This window comes from Pseudomonas sp. T8 (genome assembly GCF_024610635.1).
GTDB lineage: Bacteria > Pseudomonadota > Gammaproteobacteria > Pseudomonadales > Pseudomonadaceae > Aquipseudomonas > Aquipseudomonas chlororaphis_I.
Genome location: NZ_CP102374.1, coordinates 4,594,525 through 4,613,137, shown reverse-complemented (window position 1 = coordinate 4,613,137; position 18,613 = coordinate 4,594,525). Strand labels below are relative to the sequence as shown.

General features: G+C 63.6%; 18 protein-coding genes and 1 other RNA gene. 10 read left to right on the top strand and 9 right to left on the bottom strand.

The features are described from left to right. Positions 1–148: 148 nt before the first annotated feature. The 4 genes from NRG23_RS20760 to NRG23_RS20745 all read right to left on the bottom strand — a co-directional run bounded on the left by NRG23_RS20760 (position 149) and on the right by NRG23_RS20745 (position 4,591). Positions 149–1,366: a 2-octaprenyl-3-methyl-6-methoxy-1,4-benzoquinol hydroxylase gene (locus tag NRG23_RS20760; protein ID WP_164485481.1), complete on the bottom strand. Its 1,218-nt coding sequence runs from the start codon at positions 1,364–1,366 to the stop codon at positions 149–151. Positions 1,367–1,487: 121 nt separating this feature from the next. After that, on the bottom strand, positions 1,488–2,675 hold the full coding sequence (gene ubiH, locus NRG23_RS20755) for a 2-octaprenyl-6-methoxyphenyl hydroxylase (protein WP_038574913.1): 1,188 nt from the start codon (positions 2,673–2,675) through the stop codon (positions 1,488–1,490). After that, positions 2,672–4,006 (bottom strand): Xaa-Pro aminopeptidase, encoded by a 1,335-nt coding sequence (gene pepP, locus NRG23_RS20750; RefSeq protein WP_009051405.1) that lies wholly within the window; start codon positions 4,004–4,006, stop codon positions 2,672–2,674. Before pepP ends, ubiH begins: the two co-directional genes overlap by 4 nt. 27 nt (positions 4,007–4,033) lie before the next feature. Beyond that, on the bottom strand, positions 4,034–4,591 hold the full coding sequence (locus NRG23_RS20745) for a YecA family protein (protein WP_009051406.1): 558 nt from the start codon (positions 4,589–4,591) through the stop codon (positions 4,034–4,036). 140 nt (positions 4,592–4,731) lie between these two features. Here NRG23_RS20745 and NRG23_RS20740 point away from each other — a divergent pair, with 140 nt between their 5' ends. From NRG23_RS20740 to NRG23_RS20725, 4 genes are all read left to right on the top strand, one after another. Further along, a complete protein-coding gene (locus NRG23_RS20740; protein WP_007911197.1) occupies positions 4,732–4,941 on the top strand; it encodes a TIGR02449 family protein in 210 nt (69 codons plus the stop codon). After that, on the top strand, positions 4,938–5,261 hold the full coding sequence (locus NRG23_RS20735; RefSeq protein WP_007926742.1) for a cell division protein ZapA: 324 nt from the start codon (positions 4,938–4,940) through the stop codon (positions 5,259–5,261). Before NRG23_RS20740 ends, NRG23_RS20735 begins: the two co-directional genes overlap by 4 nt. Positions 5,262–5,285: 24 nt before the next feature. Beyond that, positions 5,286–5,464: non-coding RNA, 6S RNA (gene ssrS, locus NRG23_RS20730), on the top strand. 120 nt (positions 5,465–5,584) lie between these two features. Beyond that, positions 5,585–6,190, top strand: coding sequence for a 5-formyltetrahydrofolate cyclo-ligase (locus NRG23_RS20725; protein ID WP_009051407.1), 606 nt, complete (start codon positions 5,585–5,587; stop codon positions 6,188–6,190). Between the two features lie 34 nt (positions 6,191–6,224). Here NRG23_RS20725 and NRG23_RS20720 read toward each other — a convergent pair whose 3' ends face one another. After that, positions 6,225–6,371 carry a hypothetical protein gene (locus tag NRG23_RS20720; protein ID WP_007926740.1) on the bottom strand — a complete coding sequence of 49 codons (147 nt, stop codon included), beginning with the start codon at positions 6,369–6,371 and terminating at the stop codon, positions 6,225–6,227. A gap of 195 nt (positions 6,372–6,566) precedes the next feature. Between NRG23_RS20720 and NRG23_RS20715 the strand changes: the two genes are divergently transcribed. From NRG23_RS20715 to NRG23_RS20700, 4 genes are all read left to right on the top strand, one after another. Then, positions 6,567–7,016: an EVE domain-containing protein gene (locus NRG23_RS20715; RefSeq protein ID WP_028683686.1), complete on the top strand. Its 450-nt coding sequence runs from the start codon at positions 6,567–6,569 to the stop codon at positions 7,014–7,016. Positions 7,017–7,150: 134 nt separating this feature from the next. Next, positions 7,151–8,116, top strand: coding sequence for an HlyD family secretion protein (locus NRG23_RS20710; RefSeq protein ID WP_009051409.1), 966 nt, complete (start codon positions 7,151–7,153; stop codon positions 8,114–8,116). After that, positions 8,113–10,833 (top strand): ribosome-associated ATPase/putative transporter RbbA, encoded by a 2,721-nt coding sequence (gene rbbA / locus NRG23_RS20705; RefSeq protein WP_257371871.1) that lies wholly within the window; start codon positions 8,113–8,115, stop codon positions 10,831–10,833. The genes NRG23_RS20710 and rbbA overlap by 4 nt, the downstream gene beginning before the upstream one ends. After that, entirely contained in the window at positions 10,833–11,948 is a 1,116-nt protein-coding gene (locus tag NRG23_RS20700; RefSeq protein ID WP_009051411.1) for an ABC transporter permease, read from the top strand. Before rbbA ends, NRG23_RS20700 begins: the two co-directional genes overlap by 1 nt. 106 nt (positions 11,949–12,054) lie before the next feature. On the opposite strand, the gene NRG23_RS20695 is transcribed toward NRG23_RS20700, so the two are convergent. Then, positions 12,055–12,462: a flagellar basal body-associated protein FliL gene (locus NRG23_RS20695; RefSeq protein WP_009051412.1), complete on the bottom strand. Its 408-nt coding sequence runs from the start codon at positions 12,460–12,462 to the stop codon at positions 12,055–12,057. Positions 12,463–12,620: 158 nt separating this feature from the next. Here NRG23_RS20695 and NRG23_RS20690 point away from each other — a divergent pair, with 158 nt between their 5' ends. Next, positions 12,621–13,598, top strand: a complete 978-nt coding sequence (locus NRG23_RS20690; RefSeq protein WP_028683683.1) for an NADPH:quinone oxidoreductase family protein — start codon at positions 12,621–12,623, stop codon at positions 13,596–13,598. A 251-nt stretch (positions 13,599–13,849) separates the two neighbouring features. After that, the gene (gene glpT / locus NRG23_RS20685; protein WP_007926732.1) at positions 13,850–15,199 is read left to right on the top strand and encodes a glycerol-3-phosphate transporter; all 1,350 of its coding nucleotides are present in this window, start codon (positions 13,850–13,852) and stop codon (positions 15,197–15,199) included. Here glpT and NRG23_RS20680 read toward each other — a convergent pair. The 3 genes from NRG23_RS20680 to ubiD form a co-directional block, all read right to left on the bottom strand. After that, a complete protein-coding gene (locus NRG23_RS20680; protein ID WP_009051415.1) occupies positions 15,196–15,843 on the bottom strand; it encodes a gamma-glutamylcyclotransferase in 648 nt (215 codons plus the stop codon). The genes glpT and NRG23_RS20680 overlap by 4 nt on opposite strands. Before the next feature lie 221 nt (positions 15,844–16,064). Continuing rightward, on the bottom strand, positions 16,065–17,033 hold the full coding sequence (locus tag NRG23_RS20675; RefSeq protein ID WP_053270162.1) for a CDP-6-deoxy-delta-3,4-glucoseen reductase: 969 nt from the start codon (positions 17,031–17,033) through the stop codon (positions 16,065–16,067). Further along, the gene (gene ubiD / locus NRG23_RS20670) at positions 17,033–18,499 is read right to left on the bottom strand and encodes a 4-hydroxy-3-polyprenylbenzoate decarboxylase (RefSeq protein ID WP_257371870.1); all 1,467 of its coding nucleotides are present in this window, start codon (positions 18,497–18,499) and stop codon (positions 17,033–17,035) included. The genes NRG23_RS20675 and ubiD overlap by 1 nt, the downstream gene beginning before the upstream one ends. Positions 18,500–18,613 lie beyond the last annotated feature (114 nt).

Genomic DNA, 18,613 nt, shown 5'->3' with positions numbered 1-18,613 from the left:
AACTGAACCGGCGGCCGAGGCGTTACGAGATGTTGCATAACCCGTCGAGGGAACATTGGCCGGGCGATCCGATCGCGAGCAAGCTCGCTCCTACAGGGGGAGCGCCGATACTGTAGGAGCGAGCTTGCTCGCGATGAGGCCATTGGGATCAGGCCTTGGCCAGTTCCGGCAGATCCCCGGTGAGGCCCAGTGCCTGGCGCACGAACAGCGCCTTGGCCTCGGGCATCTGGTCGACCATTTTCAGCCCGGTGTTACGCAACCAGCGCAGCGGCAGCGGATCAGCCTGGAACAGCCGCTCGAAGCCCTCCATCGCCGCCATCAGCGCCAGGTTGTGCGGCATGCGCCGCCGCTCGTAACGGCTGAGCACCTTGGTGTCGGCCAGGCGTTCGCCGCGGCTGGCCGCCTGCAGCAGCACCTCGGCCAGCACCGCGGCATCGAGGAAGCCCAGGTTGACCCCCTGCCCGGCCAGCGGATGGATGGTATGAGCCGCGTCGCCGATCAGCGCCAGGCCATCCGCCACGTAACGCTTGGCATGACGCTGGCGCAACGGCACACAGAGCCGCGGATCGGCGCTCAACACCGCGCCCAGGCGGCCTTCGAAGGCGCGCTCCAGTTCTCGGCAGAAATCGCTGTCGTCCAGCGCCATCAGGCGTTCGGCCTCGCTGGGCGTGGTCGACCAGACAATCGAGCACCAGTCATGCTGACCGTCGCGCTCCAGCGGCAGGAAGGCCAGCGGGCCGTTGTCGGTGAAACGCTGCCAGGCGGTCCTCTGGTGTGGCTCGGCGCAGCACACGCTGGTCACGATGGCGTGATGCAGGTAATCCCATTCGCGGGTGGCGCAGCCGGTCAGGCGCCGCACTGCCGAGTTGGCGCCATCGGCGGCGATCACCAGCGGCGCGCGCAGGCTGCGGCCATCGGCCAGGGTCAGCAGCCAGTCGTCGCCGGAGCGGCGCATCTGCTCCAGGCGGGCATTGGCCAGCAGGCCGATGTCGCAGTTGTGCAGGCGCTCCAGGAGCGCGTCCTGGACCACCCGGTTTTCAACGATGTGGCCCAGCGCCTCGGCATGCACGCTGGCGGCCGAGAAGTGAATCTGCCCGGTGCCGCTGCCATCCCAGACCTGCATCTCGGCATACGGGCTGCTGCGCCGCCGGGTTACCCCTTCCCAGACACCCAGGCGCTCGAGAATCCGCTGGCTGGCCGCCGACAACGCGCTCACCCGCGGCTCGAACGGCGCTTCGCTGTCGAAGGGCTTGACCTTCAGCGGGCTGCCATCGAGCAGCAGCACTTCCAGGCCGCTGTCCTGCAACGCCAGCGCCAGGGCGCTCCCGACCATTCCGGCCCCGACAATCAGCAGATCTGCACGCATTTCCATGCTTTAAGCCTGTCTCGCTTGCGGCTTGAGCCGCACGTAAAGGGTTTTGTCGAGCCGCGCTGCCTGGCTGCCGACACTGTGCTGGATTTCCATGCCCGGTCGCGGGCTCAGCCACTCACGCATCGGGACGGGTACCCAGGCCCATGGCTTGCCGGGCGAACCAGCGCTTGGCCGGCGGCAGCAGGTCCAGGCCCAGCAGCCCGATATTGCGCCCCAGGGACACCAGCGGCAGCTTGCTGCCGAACAAGCGGGTGACCTGGTCGGAGAAGCCCACGGTCAGGTCCTGGTCCAGACGCTGCCGCTCGCGGTAGGCCTGCAAGATGCTGAAATCGCCGGGCGGCGTCGGGCTGACCAGCAAGGCATCGGCCAGCGCCTGGGCGTCACGCAACGACAGGTTGAAACCCTGCCCGGCAATCGGGTGCAGGCTGTGGGCGGCGTTGCCCAGCACCACCAGATGAGGACGCACCTGCTCCTCGGCCTCCACCAGCGACAGCGGATAAAGATGCCGCGCGCCGACCTGTTTCAGGGTGCCCAGGCGATAACCGAATATTCCCTGCAATTCGCTGAGGAAGCTGCGTTCATCCAGCGCGGCCAGGCGCTGCGCGTCCATGCCCAGACGGGTCCAGACCAGCGCGCAGCGGTTCTCCGGCAGCGGCAGCAGGGCCATCGGGCCGTCGTCGGTGAAGCGCTCGAAGGCCATGCCGTTATGGGCTTCGCTCGGGGTGATATTGGCGATCAGTGCGCTCTGGTTGTAGGGGCGCTTTTTCACCCCGATACCCAGTTGCTCGCGCAGCCCGGAGCGACCGCCGTCGGCCAGCACCGCCAGCTCGCAATCCAGGCTGGTTTCATCGTTGAGGGTCAGGCGATAGCCGTCTTCCAGCGGCTCCATGCGCGTGACTTCGGCCGGGCAGCGCCAGCTCACCACGTCCTTGTCCAGCCCCTGCCAGAGGCATTGGCCGAGCCAGGCGTTTTCCACCACATAACCCAGGGCGGGAACGCCCTCCTCCATGGCCGACAGCCGCGCGGTGGAAAACCGCCCACGGTCGGAGACATGGATCTGTTTGATCGGCTCGGCGCGACGGGAGATTTCCTGCCACACACCCAGCCGTTGATAGATCTGCCGCGCGCCGAACGACAGCGCCGAAGAACGCGCGTCGTAGCTGGGCTGATAGGTATCGCCCGGAGCGAACGGCTCGATCAGCACGATTTTCCAGCCGCGCTCCTTGGCGCCGGCCTGCAAGGCCAGGGCCAGGCTGGCACCGACCAGGCCACCGCCGATGATCGCCAGATTGACCCGGTTCATGCTGCGTGGCTCCGTGCGGCGGCCATCAGGGCCTCGATCTCGGCCACGGTCTTTGGCACGCCGCCGGTGAGAATTTCACAGCCTTGCTTGGTTACCACCACGTCATCCTCGATGCGCACGCCAATGCCGCGCCATTTCTTCGCTACGTTCTGATTGTCCGGCGCGATGTAGATACCCGGCTCGACCGTCAGGGCCATGCCGACTTCCAGCACCCGCCATTCGCCGCCGACCTTGTACTCGCCGACATCATGCACATCCATGCCCAGCCAGTGGCCGGCGCGGTGCATGTAAAACGCCTTGTAGGCTTCGCTGGCGATCAACTCGTCCACCTCGCCTTCGAGCAGCCCCAGCTTGACCAGCCCGGCGGTGATCACCTTGACGGTCGCCTCGTGAGCCTGGTTCCAGTGCTTGTTCGGCGCGATCTCGGCAAAGGCGGCTTCCTGGGAGGCCAGCACCAGCTCGTAGATCGCCTTCTGCTCGGCGGAAAACTTGCCGTTCACCGGCCAGGTGCGGGTGATATCGCTGGCATAACAATCGATCTCGCAACCGGCGTCGATCAGCACCAGATCGCCGTCCTTGAGCAACGCGTCGTTCTGCTGGTAATGCAGGATGCAGCTGTTGCGCCCGGCGGCGACGATCGAGCCGTAGGCCGGCATCTTCGCCCCGCCCCGGCGGAACTCGTAGTCCAGCTCGGCTTCCAGGCTGAACTCGTACAAGCCGGCGCGGCTGGCCTGCATGGCCCGAATATGGGCCTGGGCGGAAATCCGCGCGGCCTCGCGCATCACCTTCACTTCCGCCGCCGATTTATACAGGCGCATGTCGTGCAGCAGATGATCCAGGGCAACGAATTCGTTCGGCGGCTGGGCGCCCAGGTGCGCCTTGGAGCGGATCACATTGATCCATTCCATCAGGTGGCGATCGAACTCGGGGTTGCTGCCCATGGCCGAATACACCCGGTCGCGGCCTTCGATAAGGCCCGGCAGGATGTCGTCGATATCGGTGATGGGAAAGGCATCGTCGGCGCCGTAATCGCGAATCGCGCCTTCCTGGCCAGCCCGCAGGCCGTCCCAGAGTTCACGCTCGGCATTGCGCTCGCGGCAGAACAGGATGTACTCGCCATGCTCGCGACCGGGCATCAGCACGATCACCGCCTGGGGTTCGGGGAAACCGCTGAGGTACTGGAAATCGCTGTCCTGGCGGTAGACATGCTCGACGTCGCGGTTGCGGATCGCCACCGCGGCAGCCGGCAGGATCGCGATGCTGTTGGGTTCCATCTGCGCCATGAGCGCCTTGCGGCGGCGGGTGTATTCCGATTTCGGGATATGGATCATGGGCAGACGGATTTCCCTATCGAACGATCAGTGCAGAGAAGGCTTGGCGGCCGGTTCAACCGTCTTGTTGGTCTCGGTAAACAGCAGCAGCGGGGCGACCCGCAGGTATTCCATCACTTCCATGTAGTCGCTTTCGCCGTCGTCGGACTCTTCCAGTGCGTCCTGGACCTGGGCGATCGCCGCAAGGTCCTGCAACACTTCCGTGGCCTCGGCGCTCAGAGCGCTGCTGTCACGGGAGTTCAGGCCAAAGCCGGTGAGGAAACCCTGGCACCATTGACCCAGGGCCGCGGCGCGCTCGGCCAGCGGAGCGTCGTCGGTGGGCAGCAGCAGAACGACGGTCATGTCGTCGCTGGTCAGTTCGCCCTTGACCATTTCCTGCAGGCCGATCAAGGCGTTGCGAACATTGTCCTGCGGCTCGCCTTCGAGCAGTTCGGCGGCGTCGATCAGCCAGCCGTCGACCTCGAAGCCGGCGCCGGCGCAGCTGCGACCCAGCAACAGGCCATGCAATTCGGCAGGCGAGACAGGGTGACCGCTGCTGCTGAGCAGGGTGGCGAAGGCGTTGTACGGGGAATTCTGAATGGGCATGGGTAGCTAGGCGCCAAGCGGCGCAATGTCTAGAATGGAGGCCTTGTATCCTAGCATCGGCAGACGCGCCAAGACCATCGAGGCCGTCAACTCGTTTGCCCGGGCAGTTGCCACTCATCAGACAAATCCAGTGGGATCCAATGGAAGACACCGATCTGCAAGCGCTGATGGCTAGACTCGAACTGCTAATTGGCCGGGTCGAGCAACTAAAGAGTCAAAACGCACTCTTATTAGCTCAGGAAAAGACTTGGCGCGAGGAACGCGCGCACCTCATTGAAAAAAACGAAATCGCCCGGCGTAAGGTCGAATCGATGATTTCGCGCCTCAAGGCCCTGGAGCAAGACTCATGAGTTCAAGCAATAGCGTTACCGTGCAGATCCTCGACAAAGAGTATTCGATCATCTGCCCCCAGGAAGAACGTAGCAATCTGGTGAGCGCCGCCCGGTACCTGGATGGCAAGATGCGTGAGATCCGCAGCAGCGGCAAAGTCATTGGCGCCGATCGTATCGCCGTGATGGCCGCCCTCAACATTACCCACGATCTGCTGCACAAGCAGGACCGCCCTGACGTGCAAGCCAGCGGTTCGACCCGCGAACAGGTGCGCGATCTGCTCGAGCGCGTGGATCTGGTGCTTGCCACCGACACCGATACAACCAAGGCTGATTCCTGAGGGTGGTTGCGGTATAATCCCCACCACTCCCTGGGGTGCTTGCCAGTTGGCGATGTCCCTGAGCCGATTCGCACTACCCTGGAAGTTGCACGTTGGGCCGGTGTGCATGTCCGCTAGACGGAAAGCCTTAACGCCTACTGCATCTTCCGCCTTGAACTTTCGGGTTCAAGGGCTAAGTCGACAGCGGTTCATCCGGGGAGCCTGAATTCAATACCAATGCCAGTTATGCAAATAGCTGGCATTGTTTTTTTCGGCTCCGTTTTTTTCAGTTCAGGGTTATTTGATACGCTGTCCTGCCGTACCCCACCCGGACCCGAGCGACCATGACCGAACCGGCGCCGCTTTCCCGCCCGCAACTTCGACGCATACTGCGCAAAGCCCGCCGCGCCCTCACCGCCAGCGAACAACGCCAGGCCTCTCGTGGGCTGTATCGGCAACTGGCGCAGCATCCGCTGTTCCGCCGCGCCAGGCACATCTCCCTTTACCTGCCCATGGACGGTGAAATCGACCCGCGCCCGCTGCTGCTGGCCGCGCAACGCCGGGGCAAGGCGACCTATCTGCCGGTGCTCAGCGCCTGGCCCCAGACCAAGATGGTGTTTCAGCGCGTTCGCCCCGGGGAAAAACTGCGCCCCAACCGCTTCCGCATTCCCGAGCCACGGAGAAGCCTGGCCCGGCAACGCAAGGTCTGGGCGCTGGACCTGGTGCTGTTGCCGCTGGTCGGCTTCGATGAGGCGGGTGGACGCCTGGGAATGGGCGGTGGTTTCTATGATCGCAGCCTGGCCTATCTGGCACGGCGCAAAAGCTGGCGCAAGCCGACGCTGCTGGGGCTGGCCCATGAATGTCAGAAAGTCGCAAAACTGGATCAGGCGAGCTGGGATGTACCGCTGCAAGGAACGGTGACGGACAAGAAATGGTATTTCGCGAAATAGGCGCCACCACAAGAGAGCGGCGCCCTGGAAGGGATCAACGCTTGTAAGGCTGCTGCTGTTGCGCGAGTTCGACCGGAGCGTCGGTCTTGTTGGCCCACAAGCTCTGCGCATAACCGGTTGTCACCACGCCCAAACCGAACAAAATAACCAAAATCCATAGTAAATCCGGTTTGCGTTGCATCGATTGCCCCCCTCAGGCAAATCACACACGATGACAGCAACGGTTTCCATAACAGGCCGTGCAGCAGCGTCAAGCTTAAAATCCCGGCATTCTGCGATAACGTGAACCGACACGCAAATGCTGACGTCAACCGACTGTCGGTTTGTCATAAAATCGCCCGACAACTTGCCCACGTCCCTCTGGAGAGCAAAGAAAATGGCCTATTGGCTGATGAAATCCGAACCGGAAGAACTCTCGATCGAGGGCCTGGCACTCAAGAAACAGGCGCGCTGGGACGGCGTGCGCAACTACCAGGCGCGAAACTTCCTGCGCAACATGGCGGTGGGTGACCAGTTCTTCTTTTATCACTCCAGCTGCCCCGAGCCGGGCATTGCCGGGATCGGCCAGATCATCGAGGCCGCCTACCCGGATCCGACCGCCCTGGAACCGGAAAACCCACACTTCGATCCCAAGGCCAGCGCCGAGAAAAACGCCTGGAGCGCCGTCGACGTCGCCCATGTCGAAACCTTCCCCAAGGTGCTGCGCCTGGATTATCTGAAGCAGCAAAGCGCCCTCGCCGAGCTGCCCCTGGTGCAGAAAGGCAGCCGGCTGTCCGTGATGCCGGTGACCGCCGAACAGTGGGCGGCAGTACTCGCGTTGCGCTGAACAGGCCGCCAGCGCTACTCAGGCAGGCATCCCGCGCACAACGTACTAGGCTTGCCCGTTCATTTGACGGACATCAAGTCGCCTAACGGCTTGAGCCGCCAGACTAGAATGCTATAGCCGCAGGGATACCCCCAATGCCGACGAATCACCGCTCCTCCCGTCTTTTTGCCTTCGCCTTGCTGGCATTGCTGCTGATCGCGGGCGGTTTTGGTTATTGGAAATCCACCCTGGACCGCCTGCCCGAAGGCCTGAGCATGGGCAACGGCCGGCTTGAAGCCACCGAAGTGCAGATCGCCAGCAAGACGCCCGGACGCCTGGCCGAAGTGCTGGTCGACGAAGGCGACAAAGTATCCAAGGACCAACTGCTGGCCCGCATGGACACCCGCACCCTGGAAGCCCAGCGCGCCCAGGCCGAGGCCGATGTGGTGCGCACCCGGGAAAACCTCGCGGCGGCCGAAGCCAACGTGCAGCTGCGCCAGAGCGAACTGCTGCTGGCCAACCAGGAACTCAAGCGCTCCCGAGAACTGTTCAAGCGTGGTTTCGCCAGCCAGCAGATCATCGACCAGCAGCAGGCGCGCCTGAACACTGGCAACGCCGCCGTCCAGGCAGCCCAGGCCCAGGTCGCCGCGGTGCGCGCTGCCATTGGCTCGGCCAAGGCGCTGGTCGCCCAACTGACCAGCGAGATCGACGACAGCAGCCTGCGCGCGCCCATCGACGGCATCATCCAGCTGCGCCTGGCCGAACCGGGCGAGGTGCTGGGCGCCGGCGGCCGGGTGTTGCTGCTGATCGACCCGAGCGACCAGTACATGAACCTCTACCTGTCCGCTTCGGTGACCGGCCGCCTGGCCGTCGGCAGCGAGGCGCGGATCCTGCTCGACGCCCTGCCCGATCAACCGCTGCCGGCGAAAATCAGCTTTGTCGCGGCCAAGTCCCAGTTCACCCCCAAGGAAGTGGAAACCCGCGATGAGCGCCAAAAACTGGTGTTCCGCGTCAAGCTGCGGCTGACCGAACCCAGCGCCGTTCCGCAGGCCAAGCCAGGCATGCCCGGCGCCGGCTACGTGCGCACCGCGACCGTGGACTGGCCGGCCAATCTGCAATGAACGAGCTGGCGCTGCAGGCCACCGGCATCAATCACCGTTATGGCTCGCAACAGGCCCTGGCCGACCTCACCTTCAGCCTGCCCGCCGGCACCCGCTGCGGGCTGATCGGCCCGGATGGCGCCGGCAAGTCGAGCCTGCTGGGCTTGATCGCCGGGGTGAAGAAGCTGCAGCAGGGCCAACTGCAAGTGCTCGGCGGCTCCATCGAGCAACGTCGCCATCGCAACAGCCTGTACGCACGGATCGCCTTCATGCCCCAGGGCCTGGGCGGCAACCTGTATCCCGAGCTGTCGATCCAGGAAAACATCCGCTTCTTCGCCACCCTGTTCGGCCTGTCGAAAAGCCAATGCGAACAGCGCATGCACAACCTGTTGCTGGCCACCGACCTGCTGCGCTTCGCCGAACGGCCCGCGGGCAAGCTGTCCGGTGGGATGAAGCAGAAGCTCGGGCTGTGCTGCGCGCTGATCCATGAGCCGGACCTGCTGATCCTTGACGAGCCCACCACCGGTGTCGACCCGCTGTCGCGGCGGCGCTTCTGGGAACTGGTGGACGAGGTTCGCCGCCAGCGCCCGCAACTGACGCTGCTGGTGGCCACCGCCTATATGGAGGAAGCCGAACAGTTCGAACACTGCCTGATGCTCGACCGCGGCCGGCTGATTGCCCAGGGCTTGAGCCGGGAACTGGCCATCGTCACGCCCAGTGGCAAGCTCGACGACGCCTTCACCCACTTTCAGGGCGACAGCGGGCATGACAACCAGCCGCTGGTGATTCCGCCCAGAACCGCAGGCGATCAGCAAATCGCCATCGAAGCCCATGAGCTGACCTTGCGTTTCGGCGATTTCACCGCCGTGAACAAGGTCAGCTTCGCCATTGGCCGGGGCGAGATTTTCGGCTTCCTCGGTTCCAACGGCTGCGGCAAGACCACCACCATGAAGGTCCTGACCGGGCTGATGCCGGTCACCGAGGGCAGCGCCAAACTGCTGGGCAACCCGGTGGACGCCAAGGACCTGGCCACCCGCAAGCGCGTGGGCTTCATGTCCCAGAGCTTTTCGCTGTACGGCGAACTCAGCGTGCGCCAGAACCTGGTGCTGCACGCCCGACTGTTCGACCTGCACAAGGCCGAGAGCGGCCCGCGGATCGAAGAGCTGATCCGCCGTTTCGCCCTCCAGGAGATTGCCGAACAACCCTCCGGCGCCCTGCCCCTGGGCTTGCGCCAGCGCCTGTCCCTGGCGGTGGCGGTGCTGCACCGCCCGGAAGTGCTGATCCTCGACGAGCCGACCTCGGGCGTCGACCCGGCGGCCCGCGATGACTTCTGGCGCCTGTTGATCGAGCTGTCGCGGGAACAGGGGGTGACGATCTTTCTGTCCACCCACTTCATGAACGAAGCCCAGCGCTGCGACCGCATCTCGCTGATGCACGCCGGCCAGGTGCTGGCTTGCGATACGCCGGCCGCCCTGCAGCAACAGTTCGCCGGCGAAACCCTGGAAGCCGCTTTTGTCCGCTGCCTGGAAGACGCCCAGGGCACGTCGGAACCACCGCCCCCAGCCACGCCACAGTCCGAGGTCGCCAGCGCCATGCACAGTGACGGTCGGCGCTTCAGCCTGTCGCGCCTGATCGCCGTGGCCACCCGCGAAGGCAAGGAGCTGCTGCGCGACCGGGTGCGCCTGGGGTTCGCCTTGCTCGGGGCCCTGTTCATGATGGTGATCTTTGGCTATGGCATTTCCCTGGACGTGGAAAACCTCGCCTTCGCCGTCTACGACCAGGACCAGACGCCGCAAAGCCGCGCCTACCTGGAAGCCTTCCGCAGCTCCCGCTACTTCAAGGAGCAGAAGCCGATCCGTGACGCCGCCGAGCTGCACCGGCGCCTGCAACGCTCGGAGATCAAGCTGGCCCTGGAGATTCCTCCCGGCTTCGGCCGCGACCTGTACGCCGGGCGCCAGCCCGCGGTGGCCGCCTGGCTCGACGGCGGCATGCCGTTTCGCGCCGAGACCAGTCGCAACTATGTCGAAGCAGTGCATCAAGCCAATATCGAATTGCTCGCCGAACACAGCAGCCCGGCCCTGGGGCGACCGCCCGCGGCCCGCCTGGAAACGCGCTTTCGCTACAACCAGGACGTGGTCAGCGTGAATGCCATCGGCCCCGGGGTGATGGCGCTGATCCTGGCGTTCATCCCGGCGATGCTCACGGCGCTGGGCATCGTGCGCGAGAAGGAGCTGGGCTCGATCACCAACTTCTACGCCACGCCGCTCAAGCGCCTGGAGTTTCTCCTGGGCAAGCAGGCGCCTTACCTGGGCCTGAGCCTGATCAACCTGGCGCTGCTGGTGGCCATGAACCGCTGGCTGTTCGGCGTACCCTTCAAGGGCAGCGGCCTGACCCTGGCCTTCGGCGGCCTGCTCTATGTGCTGGCTACCACCAGCCTGGGCCTGTTGATTTCCGCCTTCACCCGCACCCAGATCGCGGCGATCCTCGGCACCATGATCATCACCAGCCTGCCGACCATCCAGTTTTCCGGGCTGATCGTGCCGCGCTCGTCGCTGGACGGCGCCGCGGCGCTGATGGGGCAGCTGTTCCCCGCCGGTTACTTCCTCGACATTGCCGTCGGCACCTTCACCAAGGCCCTGGACCTGCGCCAGCTGTGGCCACAGTGCCTGGCGCTGTTCGGGTTCTTCCTCGGGTTCACCGGGCTGAGCCTGGCGATGCTGAAAAAGCAGGAGGCTTGATGCACCGGTTCAACCACATCCTGCGCCTGGGCCTCAAGGAACTCACCAGCCTGCGACACGACAGCGTGTTGCTGCTGTTCCTGCTGTACGCCTTCACCGTGGCCATCTACATGCCCGCAGCCGGGTCGGTGATCGGCGTGCACAACGCCAGCGTCGCGCTGGTGGACGAAGACCACAGCCATCTCTCGCGCCAGCTGGCCGAGGCCCTGCAACCCCCGGAATTCCAGAACCCGGAGCCGTTGCCCTACGACCAGCTGGACCAGGTCATGGACAGCGGCCAGTTCACCTTCGTCATCAATGTGCCAGCCAACTTCCAGAACGACCTGCTGGCCGGGCGCCAACCCAGCGTGCAAGTGAATGTCGACGCCACCGCCATGAGCCAGGCCTTCATGGGCGCCGGTTATATCGGGCGGATTTTCCAGCGTGAACTGTCGAACTACAGCCAGGCCGACCCGGCGAGCCGGATGCCGGCCCAGTTGACCAGTCGCGCGCTGTTCAATACCAACCTGCAGGGCGGCTGGTTTCTGGCGGTGATCCAGATCGTCAACAACATCACCATCCTGGCCATCGTCCTGACCGGTACGGCGCTGCTGCGCGAGCGCGAGCACGGCACCCTAGACCATCTGCTGGTGCTGCCGCTGACCGCCCTGGAAATCATGCTGGCGAAGATCTGGAGCAACATGCTGGTGGTGGTGCTCTGCACCTGGGTGTCGCTGGAGGTGATCGTCAAAGGCGTGCTGGGCGTGCCGCTGGCCGGTTCGCTGGGGCTGTTCCTCGCGGTGACCGCGCTTTACCTGTTCGCCAGCACCGCGCTGGGGATCTTTCTCGCCACGCTGGCGCGTTCGACCCCGCAATTCGGCTTGCTGGCGATTCCGGTGATCATCCCGATGTTGCTGCTGTCGGGCGGTAGCACCCCGTTGGACAGCATGCCTCAGTGGCTGCAATGGGTGATGCAGGGCTCGCCGTCGACGCACTTCGTCAGCCTCAGCGCCGCGATCCTGTTTCGCGATGCCGGCATCAGGGTGGTCTGGCCAGACCTGCTGGCCCTGGCGGTGATCGGCCTGCTGTTCTTTGGCATTGCCCTGGCGAGGTTTCGCAGGAGCCTGGCGTCCTGAGCGACCGGTAGGAGCGAAGCTTGCTTGCGATCAGCCGTCAGGCTGGAATTTGGCGGGGTCCGCGATATCGCTATCGCGGGCAAGCCTCGCTCCTACGGATCCAGCGTTACTGGATGATCAGGTTGTTGAACAGCAGGTCTTCCACCACCGGCTTGCCGGTTTCGTCGTTCATCACCTGCTGGGTCTGCTTCAGGGCTTCCTGGCGCAGCTTTTCCTTGGCTTCGACGTTGTTCATGGTTTCCGTGGTCTGCTGGGCGAACAGCGCCACCAGCTGGTTGCGGATCAACGGCTCGTTGGCCCTCACCGCCTGGGCGGCGGCATCGCCGGTCACCCGCAGGGCGACGTCAGCCTTGTAGACCTTGAGCTTGGGGCCGCCATCCAGGCCGTAGTTACCCACGAACGGCGGGTTCAGGCTGATGTAACTGACTTTCGGTGCTTCGCCCTCTTTAGCTTCCTCGGCCATGGCTGCCATGGGCAGAGACAGGGCCAGCATCAACATGATCCACGCTTTCACAATTCGCTCCTTATCCGGTAGGCGGTCTAGCATAAAGGCCCCTCTGCCTGAGCCCAAGCACAAAGCTTATGGCTGGTTATCAGGCCGGGGCATGCTCGTTGACCGCGTTATTCACCCACCTACACTTATCGGCCATCACTCCCAAAGGAATAGCCCTGATGAAAGCCGTGCTGTGCAAAGCCTTCGGCCCCGCCGAAACGCTGGTGCTGGAAGACGTCGCGAGTCCTGTACCGAAGAAGAACGAAATCCTGCTGCAGGTGCACGCAGCCGGGGTGAACTTCCCGGACACGCTGATCATCGAGGGCAAATACCAGTTCAAGCCACCCTTCCCGTTCTCGCCCGGTGGCGAGGCCGCGGGAGTGGTCGGCGCTGTCGGCGAGAAGGTGAGCCACCTCAAGGTCGGCGACCGGGTCATGGCGCTGACCGGCTGGGGCAGCTTCGCCGAGGAAGTGGCGGTGCCGGGCTACAACGTCCTGCCGATTCCAGCGTCGATGGACTTCAATACCGCTGCCGCCTTCAGCATGACCTACGGCACCTCGATGCATGCCCTCAAGCAGCGCGGCAACCTGCAACCGGGTGAAACCCTGCTGGTGCTCGGCGCTTCCGGCGGTGTCGGCCTGGCGGCGGTGGAAATCGGCAAGGCCATGGGCGCCCGGGTCATCGCCGCCGCCAGCAGCGCCGAGAAACTCGCGGTGGCCAAGGCCGCCGGCGCCGATGAGTTGATCAACTACAGCGAAACCAGCCTGAAGGACGAGGTCAAGCGCCTGACCGACGGCCAGGGCGCCGACGTGATCTACGACCCGGTCGGCGGCGACCTGTTCGACCAGGCCATCCGCTCCATCGCCTGGAACGGCCGGCTGCTGGTGGTGGGTTTTGCCAGCGGACGCATTCCCGAGCTGCCGGTCAACCTGGCGCTGCTCAAGGGCGCCGCGGTGGTGGGTGTGTTCTGGGGTTCGTTCGCCCAGCGCCAGCCCCAGGACAACGCGGCGAACTTCCAGCAGTTGTTCGGCTGGTTCGCCGAAGGCAAGTTGAAACCGCTGGTCTCGCAGGTCTATCCGCTGAGCAACGCCGCCAGCGCCATCAACGATCTTGGCCAGCGCAAGGCGGTGGGCAAGGTGGTGGTCCAGGTTCGCTGAATCCCCTGCGCTCTACCGGAGCCTGCTCGCAATAACCGGATGAACCTGTTTATCGCGAGCAAGCTCTTCTCCTACCCGCCGCAGCCGCCGGCACCAGAAACGCCCCCTGCTTATCTTTAAGCGACATGTTCGTAAAAGAACATGCAAATGCTCCTGCGTTGCGTGCTCCCAGATAAGATGCAGTGCTATTTTCGGTAACGAAACTGTAACATTCGCATCCGCAGTCAAAACAAGAAATTTGGAGCTCTTGAATGTTTGCTTTCTTTCGACCTGCCGCACACCAGGCGCCCCTGCCTGACGAAAAAATAGACAGCACCTACCGCCGCCTGCGCTGGCAGATCTTCGCCGGGATCTTCATCGGCTACGCCGGCTACTACCTGCTGCGCAAGAACTTCTCCCTGGCCATGCCGTACCTGATCGAAGAGGGTTACACCCGCGGTCAGCTGGGCCTGGCCATGTCGGCGATCGCCATCGCCTACGGCCTGTCCAAGTTCCTCATGGGCCTGGTGTCCGACCGCTCCAACCCGCGCTACTTCCTGCCCTTCGGCCTGCTGGTGTCGGCCGGGGTGATGTTCATTTTCGGTTTCGCACCCTGGGCCACATCCAGCGTGACCATGATGTTCATCCTGCTGTTCATCAACGGTTGGGCCCAGGGCATGGGCTGGCCGCCAAGCGGGCGGACCATGGTGCACTGGTGGTCGCAGAAGGAACGCGGCGGCGTGGTTTCGGTATGGAACGTTGCGCACAACGTCGGCGGCGGCCTGATCGGCCCGCTGTTCCTGCTCGGCATGGGCTGGTTCAACGACTGGCACGCGGCGTTCTACGTCCCGGCCGCCGTGGCCTTGATGGTGGCGCTGTTCGCCTTCGTCACCATGCGCGACACCCCGCAATCGGTCGGCCTGCCGCCAATCGAGAAATACAAGAACGACTACCCGGAAGGCTACGACGCCAGCCACGAAGAAGAATTCAGCGCCAAGGAAATCTTCGTCAAATACGTGCTGCGCAACAAAATGCTCTGGTACATCGCCATGGCCAACGTCTTCGTCTACCTGCTGCGCTACGGTGTACTGGACTGGGCGCCGACCTACCTCAAGGAAGCCAAGCACTTCACCGTGGATAAAACCTCGTGGGCGTACTTCTTCTACGAGTGGGCGGGGATTCCGGGCACCCTGCTATGCGGCTGGATGTCGGACAAGATCTTCCGTGGCAACCGTGGCCTGACCGGCATGGTGTTCATGGCGCTGGTGACCGTGGCGACCCTGGTGTACTGGCTGAACCCGGCCGGCAACCCGACCATCGACATGATCGCGCTGTTCTCCATCGGCTTCCTGATCTACGGCCCGGTGATGCTGATCGGCCTGCAGGCCCTGGAACTGGCACCGAAGAAAGCCGCCGGCACCGCCGCGGGCTTTACCGGCCTGTTCGGCTACCTGGGTGGCTCGGTCGCGGCCAGCGCGGCGATGGGCTACACCGTGGACCACTTCGGCTGGGACGGCGGTTTTGTCCTGCTGGTAGGCGCCTGCCTGCTGTCGATGGCCTTCCTGGCCCCGACCCTGTGGCACAAACAGGTCGCCAGCCAGAGCCGCGAAGCCATTGCCTAGTGGGTTGCTGACTTACAGCGCTTGAGCCGCGCCTCCAGATTACGGTCTGGCATGGCGTGGCTACGCAGGGCGTGCACGGTCTGCTCGACATAATCGCGAGTGGTGCCGTAGCGCCCGCAGGCGCTTTCAAATACCTGGCTCAGCACATGGTCCGGCAGGTTGCCGGCATAGCTGGGCAGGTGTCGCTCCAGAACGAACCCCAGGGCCTGAACCCGGCTACCGTCTTCGAGACGGCAGTTGAGCCAGTGCGGGCGATAGGACGGGTACGGCATCTCGCGCTGCCACAGCGCATACAGCGAGGTTTCCAGCTGTTCTTCCGGCAAGCGGTAGGCGAAGCCGCTGCAGGAACCGCCACGATCCAGGCCAAAGACCAGCCCCGGCTTCTCCGGCGTGCCACGGTGTTCATGGGACCACAGGTACAAGCCGCGATGGTAGCCATGCACCCGCCCGCGCATGCGCTCGACCGCCGAACATTCGGGGCGCCAGATCAGCGAACCGTAGGCAAACAACCAGACCGGCCCGCCCTTGTGGCGTGCCATGGTGGACTGCATCGAGCTGAGGAGCTGTTCGTGGGTGAGCTGCGGCCCCAGGTCGAGCCGCGGAGGGTAAGCCAGATTCAAAAAACTGGATTCAATGGCTGTCATGGCGAATAGCGTTCGGCTCCCCGCGTATAAAGAATTACTTAATAGAACGCACGGCTGTAACTCCAAGACACATATGTTTCAAGTGTTTCAAGGCAAGTTAAGTGCCATCGAAGAGTTTTAACTTTCAATAATGCGTGGCATATAACCTACCGGCATTTATCTAATTAAATAAATACCGATGGGCTATATAGGAAGTTATAACGAGGGACAGTCCCGAGAACTCAGGACCGAGGAGCGTAGGCAAATACATCGGCGCGCATCTGGTGCGCATCCATGCCCGCTTCAACCAGCGCGTCCAGGGTCGCGTAGATCATCGCTGGCGAGCCGCTGGCGTAGACATGCACCGCCGACAGGTCGGCAATGTCCTCGCTCACCGCCTCGTGCAGCATGCCGCAGCGCCCTTCCCAGCCACAGAGGTCGCTGACCACCTTGTGCAGGAACAGGTTGGGCAGCTTCTTCCATTCGTCCCAGTGTTCGATCTGGTAGAAGTCGTCCGGCCGGCGCACACCCCAGTACAGGTGCACCGGGTATTTGAAGCCCTTGGCGCGGCAATGCTCGATCAGGCTGTGCATCTGCGCCATGCCGGTGCCGGCGGCGATCAGCACCAGCGGCCCGTCCGGCAGCTCGGCCAGGTGGGTATCGCCAAACGGCAGCTCGATGCGCACATTGCCATTGCGCTGCAGCTGTTCAATCAGGCTTTGTGCACTGCTTTCGCGCACCAGTACGTGCAGCTCCAGCTCGCGCCCGGCGTGCGGTGCCGAGGCCAGGGAGAACGCCGATTTCTCGCCATTCTCCCGTTCGAGCATCAGGTACTGGCCGGCGTGATAACGCGGTGGCTTGCCGGCCGGCGCCCGCAGGCGGACCCGCCAGACATCGCCGCCGACTTCCAGACACTCGGTGACCTGACACGACAGACTGCGCACCGGCAGCTCTCCCAGCGCAAGGACGCCATCCCACAGCACGATGCAGTCTTCCAGCGGCTCTGCAATGCAAGTGTAGAACTCGCCGTGATCGCGCACATCGCCGGCCTGCAGGACCCTGCCCTCCACCAGCAAGGCACAGCACACATGACAGTTGCCATTGCGGCAGCTTTGCGGGCATTCATAGCCCAGGCGCCGCGCCGCATCGAGAATCCGCTCGCCGGGCAGCGTCTCAAGCACCGCTCCGGAGGGCTGCAAGGTTACACGCATCAATCTATTCCTAACTGATTCCAGATGGCATCGATCTGGCGAGTCACCGCCTCATCCTTGACGATCACCCGGCCCCACTCGCGAGTGGTTTCACCGGGCCACTTATGCGTGGCATCGAGCCCCATCTTCGAACCCAGGCCGGAGACCGGCGAGGCGAAGTCGAGGTAGTCGATCGGCGTGTTATCGATCATCACCGTGTCGCGCTTGGGGTCCATGCGCGTGGTGATGGCCCAGATCACGTCGTTCCAGTCGCGCGCGTTGATATCGTCGTCAGTGACGATAACGAACTTGGTGTACATGAACTGTCGCAAAAACGACCAGACACCGAGCATTACCCGCTTGGCGTGGCCGGGGTACTGCTTCTTCATGGTCACCACCGCCATGCGGTACGAGCAGCCTTCGGGCGGCAGGTAGAAGTCGGTGATTTCCGGGAACTGCTTCTGCAGGATAGGCACGAATACTTCGTTCAGCGCCACGCCGAGAATCGCCGGCTCATCCGGCGGACGACCGGTGTAGGTGCTGTGGTAGATCGGCTTGATCCGGTGGGTGATGCGCTCGACGGTGAACACCGGGAAGCTGTCGACTTCGTTGTAGTAGCCGGTGTGGTCGCCATACGGGCCTTCATCGGCCATCTCGCCCGGATGAATCACCCCTTCCAGGATGATTTCCGCGGTGGCCGGCACTTGCAGGTCGTTGCCACGGCATTTCACCAGCTCGGTGCGGTTGCCCCGCAGCAGGCCGGCGAAGGCGTATTCGGAGAGGCTGTCCGGCACCGGCGTCACGGCGCCGAGGATGGTCGCCGGATCGGCTCCCAGGGCCACGGATACCGGGAACGGCTGGCCCGGGTGCTTCTCGCACCATTCGCGGTAATCCAGCGCGCCGCCACGGTGGCTCAACCAGCGCATGATCACCTTGTTGCGACCGATCACCTGCTGGCGATAGATCCCGAGGTTCTGCCGGTCCTTGTTCGGGCCCTTGGTGACGGTCAGGCCCCAGGTGATCAGCGGGCCGACATCGCCCGGCCAACAGGTCTGCACCGGCAGCATCGCCAGGTCGACGTCATCGCCTTCGATGACCACTTCCTGGCAGATCGCGTCCTTGACGACTTTCGGCGCCATGGAAATGATCTTGCGAAAGATCGGCAGCTTGGACCAGGCATCCTTCAGCCCCTTGGGCGGCTCGGGCTCCTTGAGGAAGGCCAGCAGCTTGCCGATTTCCCGAAGTTCGCTGACCGCTTCGGCGCCCATGCCCAGCGCCACGCGCTCCGGGGTGCCGAACAGGTTGCCCAGCACCGGAATGTCGTAGCCGGTGGGCTTTTCAAACAGCAGGGCCGGACCTTTGGCACGCAAGGTGCGATCGCAGACCTCGGTCATTTCCAGCACTGGGGACACCGGAACCTGGATGCGCTTGAGTTCGCCGCGCTGTTCCAGACCGCTGATAAAGTCGCGCAAGTCGCGATACTGCATGCGTGAGCCTCGTTTTGGCCGTGGCGTTCGGGGCTGGCAGTTTAGCGCCGAACCCGACTGTTCAGAACAGTGAACTGCCGTTCATCAATAATCAGATAGCAAAAAGCCGGGTTT

What these genes read in the sequence shown, in the direction of transcription:
- rbbA (WP_257371871.1), top strand. Translation starts at nt 8,113, where the DNA reads ATGAACGAGCTGGCGCTGCAGGCCACCGGCATCAATCACCGTTATGGC.
- NRG23_RS20715 (WP_028683686.1), top strand. Translation starts at nt 6,567, where the DNA reads ATGGCCTATTGGCTGATGAAATCCGAACCGGAAGAACTCTCGATCGAG.
- NRG23_RS20720 (WP_007926740.1), bottom strand. Translation starts at nt 6,371, where the DNA reads ATGCAACGCAAACCGGATTTACTATGGATTTTGGTTATTTTGTTCGGT.
- NRG23_RS20700 (WP_009051411.1), top strand. Translation starts at nt 10,833, where the DNA reads ATGCACCGGTTCAACCACATCCTGCGCCTGGGCCTCAAGGAACTCACC.
- pepP (WP_009051405.1), bottom strand. Translation starts at nt 4,006, where the DNA reads ATGATCCATATCCCGAAATCGGAATACACCCGCCGCCGCAAGGCGCTC.
- NRG23_RS20760 (WP_164485481.1), bottom strand. Translation starts at nt 1,366, where the DNA reads ATGCGTGCAGATCTGCTGATTGTCGGGGCCGGAATGGTCGGGAGCGCC.
- NRG23_RS20675 (WP_053270162.1), bottom strand. Translation starts at nt 17,033, where the DNA reads ATGCGTGTAACCTTGCAGCCCTCCGGAGCGGTGCTTGAGACGCTGCCC.
- ubiD (WP_257371870.1), bottom strand. Translation starts at nt 18,499, where the DNA reads ATGCAGTATCGCGACTTGCGCGACTTTATCAGCGGTCTGGAACAGCGC.
- NRG23_RS20680 (WP_009051415.1), bottom strand. Translation starts at nt 15,843, where the DNA reads ATGACAGCCATTGAATCCAGTTTTTTGAATCTGGCTTACCCTCCGCGG.
- glpT (WP_007926732.1), top strand. Translation starts at nt 13,850, where the DNA reads ATGTTTGCTTTCTTTCGACCTGCCGCACACCAGGCGCCCCTGCCTGAC.
- NRG23_RS20740 (WP_007911197.1), top strand. Translation starts at nt 4,732, where the DNA reads ATGGAAGACACCGATCTGCAAGCGCTGATGGCTAGACTCGAACTGCTA.
- NRG23_RS20725 (WP_009051407.1), top strand. Translation starts at nt 5,585, where the DNA reads ATGACCGAACCGGCGCCGCTTTCCCGCCCGCAACTTCGACGCATACTG.
- NRG23_RS20690 (WP_028683683.1), top strand. Translation starts at nt 12,621, where the DNA reads ATGAAAGCCGTGCTGTGCAAAGCCTTCGGCCCCGCCGAAACGCTGGTG.
- ubiH (WP_038574913.1), bottom strand. Translation starts at nt 2,675, where the DNA reads ATGAACCGGGTCAATCTGGCGATCATCGGCGGTGGCCTGGTCGGTGCC.
- NRG23_RS20710 (WP_009051409.1), top strand. Translation starts at nt 7,151, where the DNA reads ATGCCGACGAATCACCGCTCCTCCCGTCTTTTTGCCTTCGCCTTGCTG.
- NRG23_RS20745 (WP_009051406.1), bottom strand. Translation starts at nt 4,591, where the DNA reads ATGCCCATTCAGAATTCCCCGTACAACGCCTTCGCCACCCTGCTCAGC.
- NRG23_RS20735 (WP_007926742.1), top strand. Translation starts at nt 4,938, where the DNA reads ATGAGTTCAAGCAATAGCGTTACCGTGCAGATCCTCGACAAAGAGTAT.